The organism is Trinickia sp. (assembly GCF_051961175.1).
Lineage (GTDB): Bacteria > Pseudomonadota > Gammaproteobacteria > Burkholderiales > Burkholderiaceae > Trinickia.
Genome location: NZ_JBQCDN010000027.1, coordinates 1 through 23361 on the forward strand (window position 1 = coordinate 1; position 23361 = coordinate 23361).

General features: G+C 62.5%; 22 protein-coding genes. 5 read left to right on the top strand and 17 right to left on the bottom strand.

From position 1 onward, the window contains the following. Positions 1–165 precede the first annotated feature (165 nt). The 11 genes from ACTHL0_RS01605 to ACTHL0_RS01655 form a co-directional block, all read right to left on the bottom strand. Positions 166–927 carry an ABC transporter ATP-binding protein gene (locus ACTHL0_RS01605; RefSeq protein WP_440564880.1) on the bottom strand — a complete coding sequence of 254 codons (762 nt, stop codon included), beginning with the start codon at positions 925–927 and terminating at the stop codon, positions 166–168. Then, positions 921–2711 carry a branched-chain amino acid ABC transporter ATP-binding protein/permease gene (locus ACTHL0_RS01610; RefSeq protein ID WP_440564826.1) on the bottom strand — a complete coding sequence of 597 codons (1791 nt, stop codon included), beginning with the start codon at positions 2709–2711 and terminating at the stop codon, positions 921–923. Before ACTHL0_RS01610 ends, ACTHL0_RS01605 begins: the two co-directional genes overlap by 7 nt. A 3-nt stretch (positions 2712–2714) precedes the next feature. Further along, entirely contained in the window at positions 2715–3770 is a 1056-nt protein-coding gene (locus ACTHL0_RS01615; protein WP_440564827.1) for a branched-chain amino acid ABC transporter permease, read from the bottom strand. Between the two features lie 43 nt (positions 3771–3813). Further along, entirely contained in the window at positions 3814–4971 is a 1158-nt protein-coding gene (locus ACTHL0_RS01620; RefSeq protein WP_440564828.1) for an ABC transporter substrate-binding protein, read from the bottom strand. Between the two features lie 95 nt (positions 4972–5066). Beyond that, positions 5067–5591 (bottom strand): hypothetical protein, encoded by a 525-nt coding sequence (locus ACTHL0_RS01625; protein WP_440564829.1) that lies wholly within the window; start codon positions 5589–5591, stop codon positions 5067–5069. A gap of 77 nt (positions 5592–5668) precedes the next feature. Next, positions 5669–6640 (bottom strand): branched-chain amino acid ABC transporter permease, encoded by a 972-nt coding sequence (locus ACTHL0_RS01630; protein ID WP_440564830.1) that lies wholly within the window; start codon positions 6638–6640, stop codon positions 5669–5671. Next, a complete protein-coding gene (locus tag ACTHL0_RS01635; protein ID WP_440564831.1) occupies positions 6640–7524 on the bottom strand; it encodes a branched-chain amino acid ABC transporter permease in 885 nt (294 codons plus the stop codon). Before ACTHL0_RS01635 ends, ACTHL0_RS01630 begins: the two co-directional genes overlap by 1 nt. 89 nt (positions 7525–7613) lie before the next feature. Beyond that, positions 7614–8834: an ABC transporter substrate-binding protein gene (locus ACTHL0_RS01640; protein ID WP_440564832.1), complete on the bottom strand. Its 1221-nt coding sequence runs from the start codon at positions 8832–8834 to the stop codon at positions 7614–7616. A 113-nt stretch (positions 8835–8947) separates the two neighbouring features. Continuing rightward, a complete protein-coding gene (locus ACTHL0_RS01645; protein WP_440564833.1) occupies positions 8948–9715 on the bottom strand; it encodes an ABC transporter ATP-binding protein in 768 nt (255 codons plus the stop codon). Continuing rightward, complete coding sequence (locus tag ACTHL0_RS01650; protein ID WP_440564834.1) at positions 9712–10491, bottom strand: ABC transporter ATP-binding protein; 780 nt, start codon at positions 10489–10491, stop codon at positions 9712–9714. The genes ACTHL0_RS01645 and ACTHL0_RS01650 overlap by 4 nt, the downstream gene beginning before the upstream one ends. 288 nt (positions 10492–10779) lie before the next feature. Next, complete coding sequence (locus ACTHL0_RS01655) at positions 10780–12477, bottom strand: GMC family oxidoreductase (RefSeq protein WP_440564835.1); 1698 nt, start codon at positions 12475–12477, stop codon at positions 10780–10782. Between the two features lie 373 nt (positions 12478–12850). Between ACTHL0_RS01655 and ACTHL0_RS01660 the strand changes: the two genes are divergently transcribed. Further along, positions 12851–13384: a class IV adenylate cyclase gene (locus ACTHL0_RS01660; protein ID WP_440564836.1), complete on the top strand. Its 534-nt coding sequence runs from the start codon at positions 12851–12853 to the stop codon at positions 13382–13384. Between the two features lie 30 nt (positions 13385–13414). Here the strand turns inward: ACTHL0_RS01660 and ACTHL0_RS01665 are convergent, their stop codons facing one another. After that, positions 13415–13906, bottom strand: a complete 492-nt coding sequence (locus ACTHL0_RS01665) for an Lrp/AsnC family transcriptional regulator (protein ID WP_440564837.1) — start codon at positions 13904–13906, stop codon at positions 13415–13417. A gap of 137 nt (positions 13907–14043) precedes the next feature. Between ACTHL0_RS01665 and phhA the strand changes: the two genes are divergently transcribed. Both phhA and ACTHL0_RS01675 read left to right on the top strand, forming a co-directional pair. Continuing rightward, a complete protein-coding gene (phhA, locus tag ACTHL0_RS01670) occupies positions 14044–14931 on the top strand; it encodes a phenylalanine 4-monooxygenase (protein ID WP_440564839.1) in 888 nt (295 codons plus the stop codon). Between the two features lie 179 nt (positions 14932–15110). Next, the gene (locus ACTHL0_RS01675; protein WP_440564840.1) at positions 15111–15413 is read left to right on the top strand and encodes a 4a-hydroxytetrahydrobiopterin dehydratase; all 303 of its coding nucleotides are present in this window, start codon (positions 15111–15113) and stop codon (positions 15411–15413) included. A gap of 55 nt (positions 15414–15468) precedes the next feature. On the opposite strand, the gene ACTHL0_RS01680 is transcribed toward ACTHL0_RS01675, so the two are convergent. Continuing rightward, positions 15469–15690 (bottom strand): DUF3717 domain-containing protein, encoded by a 222-nt coding sequence (locus ACTHL0_RS01680; RefSeq protein WP_440564841.1) that lies wholly within the window; start codon positions 15688–15690, stop codon positions 15469–15471. Positions 15691–15812: 122 nt separating this feature from the next. Between ACTHL0_RS01680 and ACTHL0_RS01685 the strand changes: the two genes are divergently transcribed. Together ACTHL0_RS01685 and ACTHL0_RS01690 are read left to right on the top strand one after the other, a co-directional pair. Continuing rightward, positions 15813–16499: a response regulator transcription factor gene (locus ACTHL0_RS01685; protein ID WP_440564842.1), complete on the top strand. Its 687-nt coding sequence runs from the start codon at positions 15813–15815 to the stop codon at positions 16497–16499. A gap of 91 nt (positions 16500–16590) precedes the next feature. Beyond that, positions 16591–18093, top strand: a complete 1503-nt coding sequence (locus ACTHL0_RS01690) for a sensor histidine kinase (protein ID WP_440564843.1) — start codon at positions 16591–16593, stop codon at positions 18091–18093. 2 nt (positions 18094–18095) lie between these two features. On the opposite strand, the gene ACTHL0_RS01695 is transcribed toward ACTHL0_RS01690, so the two are convergent. From ACTHL0_RS01695 to ACTHL0_RS01710, 4 genes are all read right to left on the bottom strand, one after another. Further along, positions 18096–18563 carry an SET domain-containing protein gene (locus tag ACTHL0_RS01695; RefSeq protein ID WP_440564844.1) on the bottom strand — a complete coding sequence of 156 codons (468 nt, stop codon included), beginning with the start codon at positions 18561–18563 and terminating at the stop codon, positions 18096–18098. A gap of 290 nt (positions 18564–18853) precedes the next feature. Further along, entirely contained in the window at positions 18854–19501 is a 648-nt protein-coding gene (locus ACTHL0_RS01700) for a MarR family winged helix-turn-helix transcriptional regulator (protein WP_440564845.1), read from the bottom strand. Positions 19502–20054: 553 nt separating this feature from the next. Then, positions 20055–21173, bottom strand: a complete 1119-nt coding sequence (locus ACTHL0_RS01705; RefSeq protein ID WP_440564846.1) for a YbdK family carboxylate-amine ligase — start codon at positions 21171–21173, stop codon at positions 20055–20057. 41 nt (positions 21174–21214) lie between these two features. Then, on the bottom strand, positions 21215–22417 hold the full coding sequence (locus ACTHL0_RS01710; RefSeq protein WP_440564847.1) for a cation:proton antiporter: 1203 nt from the start codon (positions 22415–22417) through the stop codon (positions 21215–21217). Between the last annotated feature and the right edge of the window lie 944 nt (positions 22418–23361).

Here is a 23361-nt window from a genome sequence, read left to right on the forward strand (position 1 = left end):
GGGAACGGGCCTAGGTTCCGGCATGCACGTACCGATGCACTCAAAATCGCCTGTCGCCCCGGGGGACTTCCAGCGGGCGTGGAAAGCGAGACGATGTTTCACGTGGAACATCAGACTGGGCAGACAATTGGGACACGCTCGCAGCGAAGGTGCCCCAACCCCGTGCTACGCCGACTTCTTCGCCAAACCCAGATACGTTTCAATGACGCGAGGGTTACTGGCCAACGAATCCGCCGCCCCTTCCAGGGCGAGTTCGCCAGTTTCCAGTACGTAGCCGTAGTCGGAAACTTGCAGCGCCGCCCGTGCATTTTGCTCGATCAGCAACGTCGCCACACCGGTCGTGCGCAGTGCGCTGATGATGTGGAAGATTTCCTTAACGATAAGCGGAGCAAGCCCAAGGCTCGGTTCATCGAGCATCAGCAGATCGGGCTTGCCCATCAGTGCGCGGCCCAGCGCGAGCATTTGCCGCTCGCCGCCCGACAGTGTTCCCGCTGCCTGCTTGCGCCGCTCCTTCAGCCGAGGAAACCGCTCGAACACAGGCTCGAGTTGATCGAGAAAGTCGCGTTCCCCTGCACGTTTGCGGCGATAAGCGCCGAGCACGAGGTTGTCCTCGACGGACATCGTGCTGAATAGCTCGCGCTTTTCCGGCACCAGGCACATCCCCCGCTCCACGCGCTTTTCCACGGGCAACGCCCCGACTTCCTCCCCGCGGTAGCGCACCGCCCCGGCCGCGTGTCCGCTAACCGGCAGCGCACCCATGATCGCGTTCAGCAGCGTCGATTTGCCGGCACCGTTCGGGCCGATCACGCTGACGATCTGTCCTGGCCGGACATCGATCGAAACATCGTGAAGCGCTTCCACCTTCCCATATCGCACCGACAGTCCCGAAACGGACAAAATCGGCGTGGTCGTCGTTTCGTTCAATATTCCACCCCGCCGAGATAGGCTTCGACCACCGCCGGATCGTTCTGCACGTCTTCCGGCAATCCATGTGCGATACGCGTCCCGAATTCCATGACGACGAGACGATCGGCGAGATTCATGACGAAATCCATGTCGTGTTCGACGAGCAGCACGCTCATACCCTCCGCCTTCAACTTGCGCAGCAGCTCGGCAAGCTGCTGTTTTTCTCGATACCGCAGCCCGGCAGCGGGCTCGTCAAGAAGCAATAGCGTCGGATCGCAGCATAGCGCCCGCGCGATTTCCAGGATGCGCTGCTGACCGAGCGGCAGGCTTCCGGCTTCGTCGTCCATATGCGCCTCCAGGCCGACCCGTCGAATCTGCTCGGCCGCCTCGAACAGCAGACGCCCTTCCTCGTGCGCATTGAGCCGCGCCACGCTGCGCCAGACACCGCTCGAGCCGCGCAGATGCGCGCCGATCGCGACGTTCTCGAGCACCGTCATCGTCGGCAGCAGCTTGACGTGCTGGAACGTGCGGCCAATCCCGCGCCGGGCGATTTCACGTGAACTGAGCGCATCGATACGCTCGCCACGGAAATGGATCTCACCACGCGTCGCCTGCAATACGCCGGTGACGAGGTTGAACGTCGTCGACTTTCCGGCACCGTTCGGGCCGATCAGCCCGACGATCTGCCCCGCCTCGACTTCGAAGCTGACGTCGTTGACGGCCACGAGCCCGCCGAATTCCTTGCGCGCACGATTGACGACGAGCAATGGCTCGCCTGCCGTCGGCCTGCTCCGCCGCGGCAAAGGTTCGGCCCGATCGGGCGCCCGGGCCCCCGGGCCGCGCGGAAACCACCGCGCGACGAACGGCCATACGCCCTGCCGCGCGTATTGCAGCAGGACGACCATCAACACGCCGAACACGATGATTTCGAAGTTGCCGCTTTGCCCGAGCAGCTTCGGCAGCAGCGACTGCAGGTAGTCCTGAACGATGGTGAGGATCGCCGCACCCAGAATCGCACCCCAGACATGGGCGACGCCACCGACCACCGCCATGAACAAATACTCGATGCCATGGTTCAGGCCGAACGGCGTAGGATTCACGGCGCCCTGCAAATGGGCGTAGAGAAAGCCCGAAATGGCCGCCAACACGGCCGCATACACGAAAATGATGACGCGCATCCATCCCGTGTGGACGCCCATCGCCTCGGCCATCACACCGGCGCCCCGCAAGGCGCGGATCGCCCTGCCTGGCCGGCTATTAAGTAAGTTCTGAATCGAAACGACGGAAGCGAGCACAACCACCCAAATCAGGTAGTAGATGCTCCGCCCCGATCCGAGCGACGCACCGAGCACGTTCAACGCCGGAATGCCGTTGATGCCGTCGTACTTGCCGAGGGCATCAAGGTTGCCGAACAGGTAATACAGCGACAGCCCCCAGGCGATCGTGCCGAGCGGCAGGAAATGCCCTGACAAGCGCATAGTGACAGCGCCGATGACGAGCGCAACGACCGCTGTCAGCGCGATCCCGACAAACAACGCGATCCAGGCCGAGATGCCGAACTGCGTCGTCAGATAGGCAGTCGCATAGGCGCCGACGCCGACAAACGCCGCCTGCCCGAAGCTGGTCATGCCGCCGACGCCTGTCAGCAGCACCAGCCCGAGCGCCACGATCGAATACAGCCCGATGTAGTTGAGCAGCGTGATCCAGTACTCGGGCACGTGCAGCGGATGGGGTAGCACAGGCAAGGCGAAGAGGACGACGAGAAACGCCCAGAACGGTTTGACCGTAGAAAACACGCGCTTCATCGCTCACTCCTGTTCTTCTTCGACGTGCACCGTGGCCAAACTGCGCCAGAGCAGCACCGGGATGATGAGCGTGAAGACGATCACCTCCTTGTAGGCGCTCGCCCAGAACGACGAATACGATTCGAGCAGCCCGACGAGGATCGAGCCGGCTGCCGCCAGCGGATAGCTGACGAGCCCGCCGATGATCGCGCCGACAAACCCCTTCAGGCCGATGAGGAAACCCGAGTCGTAGTAGATCGTCGTCAACGGAGCGACGAGGATGCCGCACAGCACGCCCAGCCCGGCAGCCAACGTGAACGCGAGCCGCCCCGCTTGCGTCGTCCCGATACCGACAAGCCGCGCGCCGAGCCGATTGACCGACGTCGCCCGCAGCGCCTTGCCCGAGATCGAGCGATCGAAAAACAAGTAGAGCGCGACGATAAGAACGAGCGCCGTCGCCACCACCCATACGCTCTGACCCGAAATCGACACCCCGCCGAGGGTCAACGAACCGTCGGAGAACGCCGTCGTACGCGAACCTTCGGCGCCGAACATGAGCAGCCCCAAGCCGACCATCGCGAAGTGCACGGCTACGGCTACGATCAGCAGCAGCAGCGTGGTCGCCTCCGCCAGCGGCTCATAAGCCAAGCGGTAGACGAACGGCCCCATCGGCACGACGATCGCCAGGGTCAACACGATCTGCACGGCCATCGGCAGCGTCATCGCGTATACATGCTGTGTAATCGCGTAGATGGCGATCGGGCCCAGCAGATAGCGGCTGGCGAGCGTCGCCAGTGCGCGCGGCGCATGCCGCCGGCGCTCCGCGTGCCGCACGAGGCCCGCCGCCTCGATCACGAAACAGGCGGCGCCGAGCACCGGCAGCAAGATGGCCGTGGCCGGAAACTTCTGCGCTTGCAGCATCGCCAGCGTCAGCGCCCCATACGAAACGAATTCCCCTTGCGGGATGAAGATGACACGCGTGACGGAAAACACGAGCACGAGCGCCAGTGCAAGCAGCGCGTAGATCGCCCCGGTCGTGATCCCGTCTTGCGCGAGGATCGCCGCAATCGATAAATCCATACTGTTTGAGTCCTGTACCTACGCCGCTACGAATCGAGGGAAATCAGTCGTTCAGCAGCTTCCACTTGCCGTCGACCACCTCCACCATGACGCGCGCGCGTTGATCGAGCCCGTTATGGTTCGCCGCAGACGTGTTCATGATCCCTTGCGAAATCGGCAGTTCCTTGATGTTTTCAAGCGCATCGCGCAGCGCCGCGCGGAATGCCTCGGTGCCCGGCTGAGCCTTGGCGAGCGCTTCGGGAATCGCCCGCTGAAGCATTTGCCCCGCATCCCAGGCGTGGCCGCCGAACGTCACCACCGTCCCCGGGCCGTAGGCTTTCTCATACGCGTTCTTATAAGCGAGCGACGACTGCCGCACCGGATTGCTGCCCGGCAGCTGATCGGCCACGAGCACCGGGCCGGCCGGCAGGATTTCGCCCTCGCAATCCTTGCCGCAGACGCGCAGGAAGTCGTTGTTGGCCACGCCGTGCGTCTGATAGACCTTGCCCTTATAGCCGCGTTGCTTGAGCTCCTTGGCGGGCAAGGCTGCCGGAGTACCTGAGCCCGCGATGAGCACCGCGTCCGGATTCGCGCTCATCACGCGCAGCACCTGGCCCGTGACCGAAGCGTCCGTCCGGTTGAATTTCTCGCTCGCCACGACCTTCAAATGATCGTTGGCGGCCGCTTTCGCGAACTCGGTGTTCCAGCTCTCGCCGTAGGCATCCGCAAAACCGATGAAACCGACCGTTTTCACGCCATGCTTGGCCATGTAGTCGGCGATCGCGTTGGCCATCAGGCTGTCGTTTTGCGGCGTCTTGAACGCCCACTTGCGCTTGTCGTCCATCGGCTCGACGATCTTCGCGGACGCGGCCAGTGAAATCATCGGCGTCTTGGCGGCCGAAACCGGATCGAGCATCGCCAGGGAGTTCGGCGTGACGGTGGAACCGACGATCGCGTCGACATGGTCTTCATCGATCAGCTTGTGCACGTCCTGCACGGCTTTGCCGGTATCGGTGGCGTCATCGAGGATGATGTACTGCACCGTCTTGCCGCCGATTTCTTTCGGCAACAGTGCCACGGTATTTTTCTCGGGAATGCCGAGCGAAGCGGCCGGCCCCGTTGTCGACAGCACGACACCGATCTTCACCTGCGCGGAGGCGGCCGTCGCCCCGCACACCATCGCCACGGCCAGCGTGCCACGTACCCATTGCTTCATCGTCATTGCTGATCTCCTGAGGCTTGCGCGAGAAAGCGCGTTGTCATTGCCGGCTCATCGGCCGGCTCCAATCGGTTATTGAATCGGTTATCTTCGGAAAGTCATTCGAGTGGCTGCCGCGCGCTGTCATGCCTCCCGCGAACGCGCCCCGATGGATCGTAGCCGATCATGCCCTCACGAGCAGCGAACGCGCGGCTTGAGCGGCCAAAAGACAATGAGAAGGGAACAATGCGGAAGGGCGAGCCCGGCTGCTGTGCGGCCGTTTCGCGAACAAAAGGAAGGCGTGCGAACCGGAGGGGCGGTACGGCGGGGGCGAAGCCCACGAACACAATGAGACGGACGAATGCGCAAATGGATCGCGCAAATAAAAAGCGCTGTTGGATGCTATCCAACAGCGCTTTCGTACGGGCACTGAGTGCCTCGATTGTCTCCTCGTTCTCCACCTGCAAATTCGGTGCATCAGAACTGAGACGAAGATTAAACAACCCCGTCTTCTCCCACAACCTAGCACTTTCCCTAGTGGTGCACAGCAGCACGCAAATCGCGCAATCGCGCCTCGTTTCGTGGCGCGCGCCCATGCTGCCCCGTGCAGCAGCGCCGCCGGAGCGCGCCGCGCCGGGGCTCACGCCGCCCCACGTTCGTGCAGAAGGAACGCGCCAGACAAATGGCGCGCCGCAACGCAAGTACCCCGTATCCGCCATGCTCACCCGCGCAGCGGCCTCACCCGGGCGACGATCTCGCCGACGATTCCACGCCTGAACGCGAGCACACACGCAATGAAGACGATGCCGATCACGATCGTCGTCGAATCGCCGAGCGTATTGAACCAATCGACATGCGTCAGCGAGGCCAGCGCGGCACCGATATCGCCGAGACGATCTTCGAGCGTCACCACGAGCGCCGCCCCGACGAGCGGCCCGAACAGCGTGCCCATGCCGCCCACGAGCGTCATTAGGATCACGAGCCCCGACATCGTCCAATAGGCATCGCCGAGCGTCTCGAAGCCGAGCACGAGCACCTTCAGCGATCCGGCGAAGCCCGCAATGCCCGCCGACAGCACGAACGCGAGCAGCTTGAAGCGATCGGTGTCATAGCCGAGCGAAACCGCACGCGGCTCGTTCTCGCGAATCGCCGTCAGTACTTGTCCAAACGGTGAATGGACGATGCGCACGATCAGCAGGAACGCGAGCACCATGGCGGCGAGCAGGACGTAGTAGAGCGTCAAGTCCGACGATAAGCTAAGGAGTCCGAACAACTTACCGCGGGTCACGCCTTGCAGCCCATCTTCGCCGCCCGTGAACGGGGCTTGCAGATAGATGAAGTAGACCAGCTGCGCGAGCGCCAGCGTGACCATGGCGAAGTAGATGCCCTGCCGCCGAATCGCAAAAAAACCGGCGACGAGCCCAAGCAAGGTGGCGGCCGCCGTGCCGGCCAGCACGCCGAGCTCGGGCGTCAGCCCCACCGTCTGGATCCCATAGCCCGTCATGTAGCCCGCCGTGGCGAGGAACATTGCATGGCCGAACGAGAGCAGCCCCGTGTACCCGATCAGCAGGTTGAACGCGGCTGCGAAGAGCGCGAAGCACAGCACCTTCATGACGAACACGGGATACGCGCCGAGCCACGGTGCGACGAGAAGCCCCACGAGCAGCAGGGCGTACAGCACTTTTCTTTGCATCACCGCTCCTTGCCGAAGAGGCCCGCCGGGCGCACGAGCAAGACGAGCGCCATGATGACGAAGACGACGGTGGCCGACGCCTGGGGATAGAACACGCGTGTGAAGCCTTCCACGACGCCGAGCAGCAAGCCGGTCAGGATCGATCCCATGATCGAACCCATGCCCCCGATCACGACGACGGCGAACACGGTGATGATCATCGGCTGTCCCATCAGCGGCGACACCTGAATCACGGGCGCGGCCAGCACGCCCGCAAACGCGGCGAGCGCAACGCCAAAGCCGTAGGTCAGCGTGATCATCAAGGGCACGTTCACGCCGAACGCTTCGACGATCTTCGGGTTCTCGGTACCGGCCCGCAGATAAGCGCCGAGCCGCGTCTTCTCGATCACAAACCAGGTGGCGAAGCACACCACGAGCGACGCGAGTACGACCCACGCCCGATAGTTCGGCAGATACATGAAGCCGAGGTTCGTCGCACCGGCAAGGGCTTCAGGGACGTCGTACGGCTGTCCTGAAGAACCGTAGATGGAGCGGAACACGCCTTCGACGACAAGCGTGAGCCCGAACGTCAGCAACAGCCCGTAAAGGTGATCGAGGCGATAAAGCCAGCGCAGCATCGAGCGTTCGATGACGACGCCGAACAACCCGACGATGAGCGGCGCCAACACGAGCATCGCCCAGTACGGCACGCCGAAATAAGAGAGGCCCATCCACGCGAGCATGGCGCCGAGCATGAACAACGCGCCGTGCGCGAAGTTGATGACGTTGAGCATGCCGAAGATCACGGCCAGCCCGAGGCTCAGGATCGCGTAGAACGAACCGTTCACGAGCCCGAGCAAGAGCTGGCCCAGCATGGCCTGCAACGGAATGCCGAAGATATCCATCGAACCTGCCGTCAAAGAAAAATAGACGCGCGCGATCGGGCGGCGCGCATCACGTGCGTATCACGTATGCGCGCCGCGAAGGCTTGTTACTACTTCCACAGATCGCACTGCGTTTCGGCCTTAGTGCCGAACGCTTGATCGCCCGGAATCGTCGCCTTCAGCGTGTAGTAGTCCCACGGCTTCTTCGATTCTTCCGGCGTCTTCACCTGGAACAGATACATGTCGTGCAGCATCACGCCATCGGGCCGCACCGAGCCCTTTGCGTAGAAGTCGTCGACCGGCTGCTTGTGAAGCTGCGCCATCACCTTGTCGGGATCGGTCGAACCGACAGCCTTCACAGCGTTCAGATAATCCATCGCCGCGGAATAATCGGCCGCTTGCAAGCTCGAGGGCATCTTGCCCGTCTTCTTGAAGTACTTCTGCGCCCACTCGCGCGATTTGGCGTTTTGATCCCAGTACCAGCTGTCGGTCAGCAGCAAGCCCTGCGCAGTCGGCAGGCCCACGCTGTGCACATCGTCGAGGAACATCAGCAGCGCGGCGATCTTCATCGTCTTTGTAATGCCGAATTCCTTGGCCGCCTTCAGCGAGTTCACCGTGTCGCCGCCCGCGTTGGCCAGGCCAAGCACTTGCGCCTTCGACGATTGGGCCTGCAGCAGGAATGACGAGAAATCCGACGCCGACAACGGGTGCAGCGCATTACCGAGCACCTTGCCGCCGTTCGCCTCGACCACCTTCGCCGTGTTCTGTTCGAGCGATTTGCCGAAGGCGTAGTCGGCCGTCAGGAAATACCAGTTCTTGAACCCTTGCTTGACGATCGCCGAACCCGTGCCGCGTGCCAGCGCCGTCGTGTCATAGGCGTAGTGGATCGTGTAGGGCGTGCATTGCTTGTTCGTGAGCGCATCGGTGCCCGCGCCGATCGAGAAGTACGGCCGCTTCTTCTCCTTGATCACGTCGTTCATGGCGAGACCCGTCGCCGAGTTCGTCCCGCCGATCAGCATGTCGAGACCTTCGGTGTCGATCCATTTGCGGGCGGTGGAGGCGGCGATGTCGGCCTTGTTCTGGTGGTCCTGCGTGATCAGCTTGATCGGCATGCCGTTCACCTTGCCGCCGAAATCGTCGATGGCCATCTGGATCGCGGTCGCACCGCCCTTGCCGTCGATATCGGCATACAGGCCCGACATATCGGTGATGAAGCCCATCGTGACTTGATTGCCGGCGGCGACCGCATGCTGGGCGGCCAGCGCGGCGGCGAGCGCCGTGCCGGTGACTGCGAGAGTGCGAACAGCGCTTGCGAGCAACGGGGTTCTCATTGGTATCTCCTTCTTCGCTTATGGTTGTGCGTGCAACTGCCCTTATCATGCATCCGATGCATCGGGTGCGGCGCGCTCGAAACACGACGCGCCTGAATCCATCCTGCCCGGCGTCAGACGCCCAGCAGATCGTGCAGCACCGGCATCTTGCTTTCGAGTTCGCTGGCGACAAAATGTTCGACGATGCAGCCGTGCTCCATGACGTAGAAGCGATCGGCCAGCGGCGCCGCGAACCGGAAGTTCTGCTCGACCATCACGATCGTGTAGCCGCGCGATTTGAGCGCCAGAATCATGCGCGCCAATGTTTGAACGATGACAGGGGCGAGCCCTTCGGAAATTTCGTCGAGCAAGAGCAGGTTCGCGCCCGTGCGCAAGATCCGCGCAACGGCCAGCATCTGCTGCTCGCCGCCCGAGAGCCGCGTACCCTGGCTCATCCGGCGCTCTTTCAGGTTCGGGAACATCTCGTAGATTTCGTCGAGCGACATCGCGTGGCTGCTCGCGCCCACCATCGGCGGCAACAGCAGATTCTCCTCGCACGACAGGCTCGAGAAGATCGCGCGCTCTTCGGGGCAATAGCCCACCCCGCAATGCGCGATCTTGTGAGTCGCCATATGGATCGTCTCTTTCTCGCCGATGCGCACCGAACCTGTCCGCCGGCCCGTGAGGCCCATGATCGCGCGCAGCGTCGTCGTGCGCCCTGCGCCGTTGCGGCCCAGCAAGGTCACGACTTCCCCACGCCGCACGCTCAAGTCGACGCCGTGCAGGATGTGCGATTCGCCGTACCACGCTTGCAGGCCCGAGATCGTCAATGCGGCCGGCGCGCTGTCCAGCGCTTGCTCATTGCCGCTCACCGCGATGCTTTCCCGCTCCGTGTGGTTCATCCATGCGCCCCCGTCAATGCCGCGTCGGCACTGCCCATATAGGCTTGCATCACGAGCGGATTCTTCGATACTTCGGCATAGCTGCCTTCCGCGAGCACTTCGCCCCGTTGCAGGACGGTGATCGTATCGGAGATGCCCGCGATCACATTCATGTTGTGCTCGACCATCAGAATCGTGCGCCCCGCCGACACCTTCTTGATCAACGCGGTGACCCGGTCGACATCTTCGTGGCCCATGCCTTGCGTCGGTTCGTCGAGCAGCATCAGTTCCGGCTCCATCGCGAGCGTCGTGGCGATTTCGAGTGCGCGCTTGCGGCCGTACGACAGTTCGACCGTGACCGTATTGGCGAAATCGGTCAGGCCCACCTGCTCCAGCAATTCGCGAGCGCGATCGTCGAGCCGATGCAGCGTGCGTTCGCTGCGCCAGAAGTGATAAGCCGTACCCAGTGCGCGCTGCAGCCCGATCCGCACGTTTTGAAGGACGGTCAAATGCGGAAAAACGGCTGAAATCTGAAACGAGCGGATGATGCCGCGCCGTGCGATCTGAGCGGGACGCTCGCGTGTGATATCGACATTGTTGAAGACGATCTGCCCGGCGCTCGGCTCGAGAAACTTCGTCAGCAAATTGAAACACGTCGTCTTGCCTGCGCCGTTCGGGCCGATCAGCGCATGGATCGAACCGCGGCGCACGCGCAGGTTCACGCCGTTCACGGCCGTGAAGCCCTTGAACTCCTTGGTCAGCCCGCGCGTTTCCAAAATCGTGTCGCCGAGAATCATGTCCCCTTCCATGCGAAGTCAGGCGAAGCACTGCAGGTGGCGCGCGCTTGTCGCGCGCGTTGCATCCCAGGACGATGCGCCCATGGTAATCGGGACGCCCGCCGTTTTTGGCATGGTGCATCAACGCGGAGAGGTCGGCCCCGCCCCATGCGGCATCGCGCATTGTCGCGCCAATGATGCAGCGCAATCATAGGGATTTGCACTAGTGCTTATTCGTGCTTGATTGCGTGAGCAACCGAATTGGATGCTGCCCTTGAGGCCGCCCGGCCCGGTTTCGAAAGGTAACGGTCACGAAGCCGACGTGATCGCAGCAGGTGTGGCATTGCTCGCCGACGAAGCGCGCGCACGACGATCGGCGCGAATCATGTCGCTGGCACGCTCGGCGATCATCAACGTCGGCGAGTTCGTGTTGCCCGAGGTGATGGTCGGCATCACGGAGGCATCCACCACCCGCAGCCCCATCACACCGAGCACGCGCAAGCGCGCATCGACCACCGCGCCGGGATCGTCGGCGCAACCCATCCGGCATGTCCCGACAGGATGGAAGATCGTCGTGCCGACGGCACCCGCCGCCTGCATGAGCTCTTCTTCGGTTTGGAACTGTGGCCCGGGCAAGATCTCCTCCGGTGCGTAGCGCGCGAACGCGGGCGCTTGCACAATGCGTCGCGTCAGCCGCAGCGCATTGGCGGCCACGTGGCGATCGTAATCGGTCGACAGGTAGTTCGGCGCGATTGCCGGCGGCGCGAACGGATCGGGCGATTCGATATGAATGCTGCCGCGCGAAGTCGGACGCAAATGACATGCCGATGCCGTGAATGCATTGAAGCGATGCAGCGGTTCGCCGAAGCGGTCGAGCGATAGCGGCTGCACGTGGTATTCGATGTCGGGGCGGGTGATCGAAGCATCGTTGTCGGCAGACTTCGCAAACGCGCCCAACTGTGAAGGCGCCATCGACATTGGACCGCTGCGCCACAACGCATATTGCATGCCGATCAGCAGCTTGCCCCACCAGTGCGCCGTCATCGTATTGAGCGTACGCACGCCGCGCACCCGATACGCCATCCGCAATTGCAGATGGTCCTGCAGGTTCTCGCCCACGCCGCGCAGATCGTGCACGACATCGATGCCGAGCCGCTGTAGTCGCGCCCCGTTGCCGACGCCCGACAGCTCGAGCAGTTGCGGCGAATTGACAGCGCCCGCGGCCAGCACGACTTCAGCGCGTGCTGTCGCAACGAACTCGCGCATGCCGGAAGCGCCGCCGCGATAGGTCACGCCCGTGCAACGCTTGCCATCGAACGTCAGACGGCGCACCTGCGCGCCGGTAACGACGGTCAGATTCGGACGCTCGAGCGCGGGCCGCAGGAACGCCTTCGATGCGTTCCAGCGTACCCCACGCTTCTGATTGACGTCGAAGTAGCCCACGCCGCTGTTATCGCCCCGATTGAAATCGTCGGTGGCGGGGATCCCCGATTGTTGCGCCGCCTCCCGGAACGCTTCGAGCACCTGCCATTTCAGGCGCTGCCGTTCGACGCGCCAGGGCCCCCCCACGCCATGCCACGCATCGGCTCCGCCGTGGTGATCCTCGCTGCGCTTGAAGATGGGCAGCACGGCATCCCACGACCATCCGGAATCGCCCGACACGCGCGCCCATTCGTCGTAATCCTCGCGCTGCCCGCGCATATAGATCATGCCGTTGATCGACGAGCTGCCGCCCAGCACACGCCCGCGCGGATAGGCCAGCGAACGGCCGCCGAGCCCGGCTTCCTCACCCGTGCGATAGCGCCAATCGGTGCGCGGGTTGCCGATGCAGTAGAGGTAGCCGACGGGCACATGGATCCAGCGATAGTCGTCCTTGCCGCCCGCCTCGATCAGCAGAACGCTGACATCGGCGTCCTGGCTGAGCCGATTCGCCAGCACGCAGCCGGCCGTGCCGGCACCGACGATCACATAATCGAACTCGCCTTCGACAATCGTTTCGCTCATCATGGGGCACACCGCCGGACATCGAGTTGCAAGCAAGCGTAGTCCAGCCGGATGCCCGAAGCAACTCATGCGGACTCATGCGGATATACCCTCGTAGGCAAACGGCGTTGCACCATGACACGCCGCGCCGGCAGATGAGCGATGCGGCCGGTCGCCATCTTGGCCGACACGCGCTGCCGCTTTTTGATAGATTCGTCGTTAAACGCCCCGCCCCTTCCCGCGGGCGCGTTTTTTCCCGGTTTGTGCATTCCGTTGTCCTGTGCCGGCAAGCTGTACGACGCGACTGACATCGCGGTCCATCGGCTCGCCGGGCCGGCCGTGCTTGCTCGGTTGGCCGCCCCCCCTCGTCTCATCTACGTTTCGACAGGAGCTCGACATGGCACGCAACATTGAACTGAAAGCCCGCGCCCGCGCGTTCGACGAACTGCGGGAGCGCGCAGCCGCGCTCTCCGGCGAAGCGCCGCTGATTTTTCGCCAACAGGACTTTTTCTATGACGTGCCGCGCGGCCGTCTGAAGCTACGCCAATTCGACGACGGCACGCCCTCGGAGCTGATCTTCTACCAACGCGACGATCGGGACGGGCCGAAGGCGTCGTACTACACGCGCAGCCCCGTCACGAATCCGGATGCGATGCATGCGCTGCTCGCCACGGCGCTCACCACCCGCGGCATCGTGACCAAGGAGCGTCACGTCTACCTCGCGGGACGCACGCGCATTCATTTGGATCGCGTGGATGGGCTGGGCGATTTCGTCGAACTCGAAGTCGTGCTCGCCCCCGATGACGACGAGGAGGAAGGCGAGGCGGAAGCGCATACGCTGTTCTCCAAGCTCGGCGTCTCGCAGGCCGATCTCGTGGCCGTGGCCTATGTCGATCTGCTCAACGACGGCCTGGGAGGCCGCGCGGCCTGAAGGGGCGCGCCCCGAAGCGGCCAAGCGCCTTCAAACGGCCGCCGCCCCCGGCGATAGATGGCCGAGCGGCAGCGGGCCGTTGCGCTTGAACGTTGTCAGCACGATGTTCGAGCGAACGCTGTCGACCCCCGGCACGCGCATCAGTTTTTTCATGACGAACGAAGACAACGCGTTCAGATCCGGGGCGACGATACGCAGAAGGTAATCGGCATCGCCCACCACGGCGTGACACTCGAGCACTTCAGGCAGCACGTCGATTTGCTGCTGAAACTGCTCGACGATGGAATCGCCGTGATGTTTGAGTTTCAGGCTCGTGAACGCCGTCACGCCGAGCCCGAGTTTTTCGGGCCGGAGCACCACCCGGTAGCCATCGATGACGCCCACCGATTCGAGCCGTTGCAGGCGCCGGCCGATCTGCGACGGCGAGAGCGGCACGCGTTCGCCAAGCTGCTGATGGGTGGCGCGCCCGAAGCGCTGCAGCACCTCGAGCAAAGCCAAATCGAAGTGGTCGAGTTCTAACATGAATTTTTCCCGCATTCCGCCGCATTTGTATGCGTGATTATCGCATATATACCGTTATTCACACAGTATTTGCGCCCATTGCGCGTCAAGCCTGCACTAGACTTGCATCCAATGAACCATCGATGCAGGTACTCGTCATGTCCGCCACTGCCAAACTAAAAGCGCAATTCGATGCGGGCCTCGTCACACGGGACGATTTCACGATCGACCAGCCGCTGGACCGTTACAGCGATGTCGATCATGCCGTTTGGGCGCATTTGTATGCCCGTCAGGCTGCCCTGCTCGAAGGCCGTGTATGCGACGCATTCCTCGCAGGGCTCGCCAGACTGGAACTGCCGGCGAACCGTGTCCCGTCGTTCTCCGCACTGAATCGTCAGCTGCGCGCCGCCACGGGCTTCGAGATCGTAGCCGTGCCCGGGCTCGTGCCCGATCGCGTCTTCTTCGAGCATTTGGCCAATCGCCGCTTTCCTGTGACATGGTGGATGCGCAGGCCGGATCAGCTCGATTACTTGCAAGAGCCCGACTGCTTTCACGATCTGTTCGGTCATGTCCCGCTGTTGATCGAGCCGGTCTTCGCCGACTACATGCAGGCGTACGGCCAGACCGCCCTTGCGTTTGCCGGCGATCCGCAAGCGCTACCCTTGTTCGCGCGGCTCTATTGGTACACCGTCGAATTCGGTCTCATGCGCGACGCTGCGAGCCCGAACGGCGTGCGCATCTATGGGGCGGGCATCGTTTCCAGCAAGAGCGAAACGCTGTACAGCCAACACAGCGACAGCCCGAACCGCATCGGCTTTTCGCTCGAGCGCGTCTTGCGCACGCGCTACCGAATCGACACGTTCCAAAAGACGTACTTCGTTATCGATGATTTCGGGCAACTGTTCGACATCGCGCGCACCGACTTGAGTGCGCTTGTCGGCGAATTGGCGGGCGCACCTGTGTTCGGCGCCGGCGACGTATTGCCGGCCGACACAGTCATGACACGCGGCAGCGGCAAAGGATGGGCGAGCGAGGGCGATGTCTGAACGCCAAGCAGTCGTGAATGAGAATAAGCGCACCATCCGCGGCGCCGCTGGCGGCGACGGCACTGCGTCATCGTCGCAATTGTGAAAAAATGGCCGGATCGTCATGGGTCGGCCGCGCAATTCGCGCGGCGGCAATCGGGTCGATCCCCTGCCCCATGGCCCATATAAGGAGGAGCGCCATGATCCACAAACTCACTTCGGAGGAACGCGCGACGCAGCTTTCCAGGTTGAATGGCTGGCAAGCCGTCGCAGGGCGCGACGCCATCCATCGGCAATTCAAATTCGCCGATTTCAACGAAGCGTTCGGCTTCATGACGCGCGTGGCCATCAAGGCACAGGAGATGAACCATCACCCGGAATGGTTCAACGTTTATCACACGGTCGACATCACGCTGACCACGCACGATGCGCAAGGAGTCACCGAGCGGGACATCGCGCTGGCCGAATTCATCGAAGGTGCCGCGAAAAGCATGCGCGGTTGAGGCCGGTGCGGCGGCCGATTGTCACGGGCCGGCCGTTCACCTCGGTTCTTGGGCACTACCGGTGCTCGGCCTGTACGTAGATTTCCCACGCATCGCGGGCGGTCGCGTCGAGCCGGTCTGACGATAGGGTGGCCTGACGCTGTACAATCATCAGCGCATACGGCTTGGACAGTGCACTAGCCTCCTTGCACAAGCTGAGCTCATCGCCGCTGGAGGGCGAACGGGCGCGCCAAAAATTGATCGCGGCTTCCAGTTCGTTGATCGTAATCTCGGACATGTTCGTGATCGTTCGAGTAAGCGCCGGAGCTTTTCTTTGCGGCGGCACGCTTTGCTGTGTGGCGGAGGCATCGCCGGTCGGCGTGCTAGAAATGCGTCATCCATTGTACTTGAGCGAATTCCATGCGACTCCTTCTGATCGAAGACGACCGCCCCATCGCGCGCGGCATTCAAAGCAGCCTCGAACAAGCCGGGTTCACCGTCGACATGGTTCACGACGGCATCTTTGCTGAGCAAGCCCTCACGCAAAACCGCCATGAACTCGTCATCCTGGATCTCGGCTTGCCCGGCATCGACGGCATGACGCTGCTCTCGCGCTTTCGGCAGTCCAACCGTCATACGCCCGTGATCGTGCTGACGGCGCGCGACGAACTGAACGATCGCGTGCAAGGGCTCAATGCCGGCGCCGACGATTACATGCTCAAGCCGTTCGAGCCCGCGGAACTCGAAGCGCGCATCCGCGCCGTCATGCGCCGCAGCGGCCCGCACAGCGATGTTCCGCGGCCGGAGGTTTCGCTCGGCGGCGTCCGTCTGTCGGGCGTCGATCGCCGTATCTTCAACGACGACAAAGCGCTGGAACTGTCGCCGCGCGAATTCGCCGTGCTGGAGATGCTGTTGCTGCGCCATGGCCGCGTCGTGAGCAAAGCGCAGTTGCAGGACCACCTGACTCACTTCGGCGGCGATCTGGGCGACACCGCCATCGAAGTCTACGTGCATCGTGTGCGCAAAAAGCTCGAAAACTGCCGCGTCGAAATCGTGACTGTGCGCGGGTTCGGTTACCTGCTGCAGGAAATCCGCCAGGCATCGTGACGTGAGCGGCGCGAGCAGCCGGTCGCGCTCGCGCCCCTACGCATCGCCGGGGCGGCATACGCCCTTCTCGTTCCCCTTACGATCCCTCGCCATGCCGCATGCCGCCGCGACCAGCTTGCGCCGCTCGCTTCTGCGGCGGCTCGCCGCGCCGCTGTCTCTTCTCGCTCTGATGAGCGGTCTCATCGCTTATTGGCTGGCCTGGCAATACACGCAGCACGTCATCGACCGCTCGTTGGCGGATTTGGCGACAGCCATTTCGAAGCAAATCCAGATCGCCGGGCCCAAAGCGCGTTCGACGGTGCCGCCGCTCGCTCATGCAATGTTTTCCGATCCGAGCGACCAGTTGATTTACCGCATCAGCGACGGCGAGCACGAGATCGCAGGGGAAAGCCAGCTGCCGCTGTTCGGCACGCGCGTGCGCGAGCAGCGGGCGGCCTACGTCTTCGACGCGCAATTCGAAGGCATGCATGTACGTGTCGCTCAAGTGCGCGTGCTGCAAGCCACCGGCAGTCCGATTGTCGTCGAAGTCGCGCAGCCGCTGCGGCACCGCTACCGCATCGCGGCCGAATTTCTCGTCGCGATCATGATGCCGCTGCTGCTGTTGCTGTTCGCGGGGTGGGGTATCGTTTGGCGTGTCGTCAATCAGGAGCTCAATCCGTTGACGGTGCTCGCCGATTCACTGAACCGGCAAACGCATACGTCGCTCGAGCCTGTAGACGAAACGTATGTGCCGATGGAAATCAAGCCGCTGACGAGTGCGATGAACGCACTGCTCGTGCGGCTGAAAACAGCTGTGGACGCTCAGCGCAAGTTCATCGCCGACGCGGCCCATCAGCTGCGCACGCCGCTCACCGCCGTGAAACTGCACGCCGAACAGGCCGCGAATGCACGCGACGAACAGCAGACGCTCGCGGCAGTGCACGAGCTGCGCGCCGCAGCCGATCGCGCGGTGCGGCTATCGAATCAACTGCTTTCGCTCGCACGGGCCGAGCCCGGCGCCCAGACGGCTCGCTTTGCCGAGCTCGACATCGCGGGACTGGCCTTCGAGACCGGTGCGGAATGGGTGCCGCGCGCGCTCGCTGCGCATGTCGATCTCGGTTTTCAGCGCCTGGACCGGCCTACGAACGACGAGCCGCTCGTCGTGCGAGGCAACCCGGTGCTGCTGCGTGAAGTCATCGCGAACCTGCTCGACAACGCCCTCAAATACCTGCCGTCGGCCCGGCTCAGCGGGGCGAACGTCACCGTGACCGTTGCGGAAACGATCGACGAAGACGGCGGCCGATTCGCGGAAATTGCCGTCGAAGATAACGGTGCCGGGGTCGCCCCTGGCTTGCAGGCCGATTTGTTCAAACGGTTCTTTCGCGGCGACCGTCTGGATACGGCCGACGCAAGCGTCGAAGCCGGCGCCGGATTGGGCCTGGCGATCGTGCACGACATCATGAATCTGCATGGCGGCAGCGTGCGCTATGAGGACGCGAGCGGTGGCGGGGCCCGTTTCGTGTTACGGATGCCGCTCGCGATACCTGGACAGGCTGCACCGGATGCGGGACAAACGGCGCCCGCTACCGCGCAGGCACCGCCCGGCGGCCTTTAACTTCAGCCCTTACCGTTCTTGCCGCGTTTCGGTGCGAGCATCGTGCCGCGGCATTTGCGTGCGCCGCATCGGCAGGCGTATTCGTCTTTGAGCTTCTTGGTTTGACGCGCGTCGATCACGAGACCGTAGTCGTAAAACAGCTCTTCTTCGGCCGGAATGTCTCGCAGCGCGTGGATGAAAACGCGGCCGTCGACTTCTTCCGCTTCGCAATTCGGCGCGCACGAATGGTTGATCCAGCGCGCGCTGTTGCCATTCACCTTTCCGTCGATCACGCGGCCATCTTCAAGCGCGAAGTAAAACGTGTGATTCGGCTCGGCGGGATTGTGCGGATGCCGCCGCAACGCTTCCTTCCACGAGATGCGCTCACCCTTGTACTCCAGCAGACGCTCACCCTCCTTGAGCGGCACGGCGGCAAATACGCCTTTGCCATGCACGCCGGACTGGCGCACGACCAACTTGCGTGAACTCATCGATAAATCCTCAGAATGCCTCAGGGTCGATATACACAGGGAACGCGCGTGCGTTGCCGCGCGGGATGGAAAACGCGGCGCCCAAGGGACGCCGCGAGAAGGCTGTGACGCCGCAAACGTCACAAAGCGCCAATCGTACACGCGGACGGCTGCTTCGTTCAACGTCGTCCGAACGAATCCGTGCGTTCTTTGCGCGATTGCTTGCGGCTGGTTCGAGACCGGTACGCGATACGCGCCGCGTGGCTGCACACGCGCAGGCCGCGTGGGCCTTGAGCAGCGGACCGAACCGTTCAGCCAGCGTTTTGCGCGAAGATCTTCCAGATCTTCTTTTGGGCCAGCGAATCGGCCTCTTCATGAACGGGACAATCAAGACGCAGCTCGGCATCGCCGAGCGCCAGATTGAGCGCCGAGCAGCGATGAGCCGACTTCTTCGGACTCTTGCTGACTTCAAAAAATCGGCATGTCACGCACATGCGATGCGCGGGGATGTCGCCTTGCACTTCCAATTGGCGAATCATCTTGATCATCGTGCGATAGAAGACGGCCTGTTCTTCATTGCGCAGGGTACCGATCGCTTCCGTCAGAAAATCCGGCCACTGCTGCGCACGCTTGGCGGCCGTGCGGCCGCGCGCGGTCAGTTTGACGGCCAGCGCCCGGCCGTCTTCTGTCGTGCGGCGCTTTTCGATGAGCCCCTTCGTTTCGAGCGTGCTCACGGCATCGCTCGTGGTGGCAGCCGTCAGCGCCGTCTCGCGAGCGATCTCGCCGAGCCGCAGCGGACCCTTGCGTTGCATCAGCAGCACCAGGATCTCACCCTGCGTAGGCGTGAGCCCTGCACTCTCAGCCCATTCCCAGGCTTGAGAGCGCATTGCCGTGCTCAAACGTAGCAAGCTGTGGGTCACGCGCCCGGTCGCCTGCTCTCCGTATACACCTTCGCTCATAGTCTTTGTTCGCTATTTCGCCATTGACAGCATGCCGCTGCTGATTCGGTTGCCTGCTCGCGCCTTGCCTTGCGGCGCCCGGCAGCCCCGTCGGACGGCACGCCTCGCTTGAGCATGCCGATTTTACTATTTCAGAAGCCCAGAAGCGCCCCGCCCGCAGGAGCGCACCTGGACTTGGCTCCCGGAGCGAGGGTGAGCAGCTCGCAAGAGCGCATGGGTTTTACACCGATGCTGCGTCATGGGCATGACGCTTGTCCAGCAGACGCGCCATTTTAAGCGACGGAGAAAAATAGTACAGCTAAGTTATTCAGCTGACGTTGTGGATAAGTCTTGTATAACGAGTCGAGCCGGTTGTGCGCGATTTCTGGATAAGTCGGGGCAAATTGAAATGCCCCTTGAGTTGCCCCAACCTCATGTCAGTTCCGCACTCGAGAGCCACGTGGTTATCGTTTACGCAGGTGCTTGAAGCGTCAGAGGAAAATCGAGTTCTCCACAGACACCCCGCCCCCTTGTTAACTACTACTACATATGTATACGTTGTAAACGTAAAAGACTAAAACCCCCGCCATCGCAAGCACTGTTGACGAACCGCTTCGTGCAACGACTTCTCTTTTGCGACGATACCGCGCAGCCATGTCGCATCGTTTACTTGCCCCTGAGCGATGTTGGCGATTTCGCGCAATGCGGCTGACGAATGGAGCGCATCCGCATGCGGTTCGATCACACGAAGCGTTTCGAGGATATCCTCGAATATCGGCCGCCGCGTGCCCGTCTGCGGATTGATGCACGTACCGCCCAGCCCGAAGCGGCAGGCTTCGAACCGGTTGAACGTGTAGACGAGGTAGTCGTCCTCCTTCGGCACGAACGGCTTATCGACGAGCAGGTGCCGCGCGAGCGTCTGGATGTAGCAGGCGATGGCCGCCGCGCGATCGACCGACAGCGGCGTGTCCATCACCCGCACTTCGATCGTGCCGAAACCGGGCTTGGGCCGGATGTCCCAGTAGAAATCTTTCATGCTGTTGACGACGCCCGTCGCCACCATCTTCGAAAAGTATTCTTCGAAGCCCTCCCACGTCAGCACAAACGGCGCACGCCCCGATAACGGGAAGGCAAACACAGAATTCAGGCGAGCCGAGTGAAAGCCCGTATCGACGCCTTGCACGTACGGCGACGACGCCGACAGCGCGATGAAATGCGGAATGAATCGCGACATCGCATGCAGCAGGAAAAGCGCGCTGTCGGGGTCGGGACAGCCGATGTGCACGTGCTGACCGAAAACGGTGAACTGCTTGGCCAGATAACCGTAGAGCTCGGAGAGATACTGAAAACGCGGTGCATCGAAGATCTGCCGCTCGCTCCACTGCTGAAACGCGTGCGTACCGCCCCCCGCCAGGCCAACGTTGAGCTGATCGGCAGCCGATACGAGCGTGTCGCGCAACGACCGCAGCTGCGCGAGCGCTTCCTCGTGCGAATGGCAGATACCCGTCGATAGCTCGATCATGCTCTCGGTGATTTCGGGCGTGATGTTGCCGGGGATTTTCTGATCTTTGACGAGCCGCATGAGATCCGAAGCGGCCTTCGTCAAATCGTAATCGTGCGTATTGACGACCTGGATCTCCAGTTCGACGCCGAACGTGAATGGTTTGGAATTGACGAACGGTTCAAGTGCCATAGTGTTTTCCTTCTGGGCCGATCAGGGCTTGCGGATGGCTTTCAAGCGCGGCGCTCGCCGACGAGCGCGAGCGATCGATAGACGAGCCAGGGCCCGACGATTTGCAGAACGACAATCGAACACATGACGACGGCGCGCAGCGTCGGATCGAAGTTCGGATAGAGGGCGTAGGTGTCGTCGACAAGCAAATATGCGAGCGCCGACATCGGCGACAGCGACAGCCCGAGTGCGACGCCTTGCTTCCAGCCGATGCCGCTGGGTTTCGCGAAGGCGAGCACGCCGACGAGCTTGGCGATGAAACGCGCCACGATGAGCAACACCGCCGCGAGACCGCCAAGCGCGATGTCGTGCCATTCGAAGGCGGTCAACGTGAGCACGAACAGAATGACCGTCAGCAGCCAGCCCGCGGTACCGAAGTGCTCCGGCCACAGCTGAGGCTTCGCCTCGAGATTCTTCACGATGATGCCGGCGGCCAGCAGGCTCAGGATCGTCGATAGATTGAACAAGTGGGCGATTGCGATCGCCAACAGCACGAGGCCGAACAGCGCGACGAACGAATGCTCGTCCTGAACCTGCATCGATCGATAGAAGAACATGCAGGCTTTGGCGAGCAGGTAAGCCAGCACGAGCGAGCCGACGAGCAGGTACAGCGGCTGCACGATCGTGGCGAACACGTTGCCGTAGACCTCCTGGTGCAGCCAGCCCGAGGCGATTTTTTCGATGACGACCGCATACATGCTGTTGAGCGCCGTCAGCGTCAGCAGACGTTGCGTGACTTGTCCTTCGGCGCGCAGTTCGGTCTTGAGCTGGATGACCATGGCCGGTGAAGTCGACATCGCGATGGCGGCGATCACGGTTGCCATGGCGCCGCCGACGTGCGCGAACAAGAGCGCGAGCAATACGAGGACGAACGTGAGCGTTGCTTCGGCCAGGCTCGACGCCACGAGCCAGGGGTTGCGGCGAATCCAGCGCAGATCCAGGCGGCCGCCGAGCTCGAACAGGAGCAGCCCCAGCGCCACGTCGAGCAACAGCCGCAGGGAGCCGCCCGAGCCGGCGTCGATGGCGCCGAAGCCGGATGCCCCCGCCATCAGACCGATCACGGCATAGCCGGAGACGCGCGGCAAACGCCAGGCGCGATAGCACAGCTCGCCGAGCAGGCCGGCGACGAGCAAGGCCAGCCCCGCCCAAAAGACTGCGTCCGGCACGAACGGCCAGTGCGGAAGGAAGGAAAACGCCGATTTCATCTGATAGCTGCTCCTTTACGGATAGGCCGCGCAAGGCTTTACGCCCGCATGTGGCTCGTTCTCGTGGCTTGCTGGCCCGGTCTTGCGGCGATGTGCCGCTACCCGGACGGAAATAGTGATTGCCGACGGCTCGGCTGTGGCCGAACGTGGCGACGACGAAACGCGCCGGCTTCGATGCGCGACGCCGGGCGCTCAGGCAGAGCGCGGCGCGTGCCCGGCGCGAGGACCAAGGTGCGGCGACGCGGGCGGCCGGCCAAGATAAGCCCGACACCCCGGATCGCCCCATTGGCGCAGCGCATCCGCGATGCGCCGCCATGCAACAGGTGCAAGAGGAACACGGATTGTGCCATAGCTCGCCCTCAACACACACGATCGCTCATCGATTTGCGTTTATCTCGGTACAAACGACATGCAATTGAACATCACGAAGAAAAAATGGCCGATTTCTGCTTGCGATTTGGTGCGTTTGGCACCACCGCCTGGGTTCGTGCAGCCCAAAAAACGGGGTGACGGGTCAGCCCGTTCCAGTCGCCGTGCTTGGACAGCGCGGACCGTGAGCCGTGCGCTCGGGGTTAGGGTTTACTTGTTTACGTATGTATACGTAGTAGAAGTTAACAAAGGGGCATCAAATCTGTGCAAAACCCGTGTTTACCTAATCGGATCAACGCGTTGGCGGATGCATAACCCCTGTGTAGCGTGTGCGGGGAGCCTGGGTTGCGCCGAATAACTTTTGCGTGATTTCGACAACAGGCCAAGTTGTCCCGTTTACGTCCACATCGCGCGCACACGAATTTCACCGGAGTTTCACCGGCTTATCCACATGTCCCGGTGGATAAGCTGGCGGAATAGGCGGGAAGTGTGGCCGATTGGCCGGCGAGCCGGGATTGCTGGGATTGCTGGGATTGCTGGGATTGCTGGGATGCTGGAATCGCAGGTAGGGCTGG

Coding starts and splice junctions, on each gene's coding strand:
- ACTHL0_RS01610 (WP_440564826.1), bottom strand. CDS start 2,711: ATGAAGCGCGTGTTTTCTACGGTCAAACCGTTCTGGGCGTTTCTCGTC.
- ACTHL0_RS01615 (WP_440564827.1), bottom strand. CDS start 3,770: ATGGATTTATCGATTGCGGCGATCCTCGCGCAAGACGGGATCACGACC.
- ACTHL0_RS01620 (WP_440564828.1), bottom strand. CDS start 4,971: ATGACGATGAAGCAATGGGTACGTGGCACGCTGGCCGTGGCGATGGTG.
- ACTHL0_RS01630 (WP_440564830.1), bottom strand. CDS start 6,640: ATGCAAAGAAAAGTGCTGTACGCCCTGCTGCTCGTGGGGCTTCTCGTC.
- ACTHL0_RS01635 (WP_440564831.1), bottom strand. CDS start 7,524: ATGGATATCTTCGGCATTCCGTTGCAGGCCATGCTGGGCCAGCTCTTG.
- ACTHL0_RS01640 (WP_440564832.1), bottom strand. CDS start 8,834: ATGAGAACCCCGTTGCTCGCAAGCGCTGTTCGCACTCTCGCAGTCACC.
- ACTHL0_RS01645 (WP_440564833.1), bottom strand. CDS start 9,715: ATGAACCACACGGAGCGGGAAAGCATCGCGGTGAGCGGCAATGAGCAA.
- ACTHL0_RS01650 (WP_440564834.1), bottom strand. CDS start 10,491: ATGATTCTCGGCGACACGATTTTGGAAACGCGCGGGCTGACCAAGGAG.
- ACTHL0_RS01655 (WP_440564835.1), bottom strand. CDS start 12,477: ATGATGAGCGAAACGATTGTCGAAGGCGAGTTCGATTATGTGATCGTC.
- ACTHL0_RS01660 (WP_440564836.1), top strand. CDS start 12,851: ATGGCACGCAACATTGAACTGAAAGCCCGCGCCCGCGCGTTCGACGAA.
- ACTHL0_RS01665 (WP_440564837.1), bottom strand. CDS start 13,906: ATGTTAGAACTCGACCACTTCGATTTGGCTTTGCTCGAGGTGCTGCAG.
- phhA (WP_440564839.1), top strand. CDS start 14,044: ATGTCCGCCACTGCCAAACTAAAAGCGCAATTCGATGCGGGCCTCGTC.
- ACTHL0_RS01675 (WP_440564840.1), top strand. CDS start 15,111: ATGATCCACAAACTCACTTCGGAGGAACGCGCGACGCAGCTTTCCAGG.
- ACTHL0_RS01680 (WP_440564841.1), bottom strand. CDS start 15,690: ATGTCCGAGATTACGATCAACGAACTGGAAGCCGCGATCAATTTTTGG.
- ACTHL0_RS01685 (WP_440564842.1), top strand. CDS start 15,813: ATGCGACTCCTTCTGATCGAAGACGACCGCCCCATCGCGCGCGGCATT.
- ACTHL0_RS01690 (WP_440564843.1), top strand. CDS start 16,591: ATGCCGCATGCCGCCGCGACCAGCTTGCGCCGCTCGCTTCTGCGGCGG.
- ACTHL0_RS01695 (WP_440564844.1), bottom strand. CDS start 18,563: ATGAGTTCACGCAAGTTGGTCGTGCGCCAGTCCGGCGTGCATGGCAAA.
- ACTHL0_RS01700 (WP_440564845.1), bottom strand. CDS start 19,501: ATGAGCGAAGGTGTATACGGAGAGCAGGCGACCGGGCGCGTGACCCAC.
- ACTHL0_RS01705 (WP_440564846.1), bottom strand. CDS start 21,173: ATGGCACTTGAACCGTTCGTCAATTCCAAACCATTCACGTTCGGCGTC.
- ACTHL0_RS01710 (WP_440564847.1), bottom strand. CDS start 22,417: ATGAAATCGGCGTTTTCCTTCCTTCCGCACTGGCCGTTCGTGCCGGAC.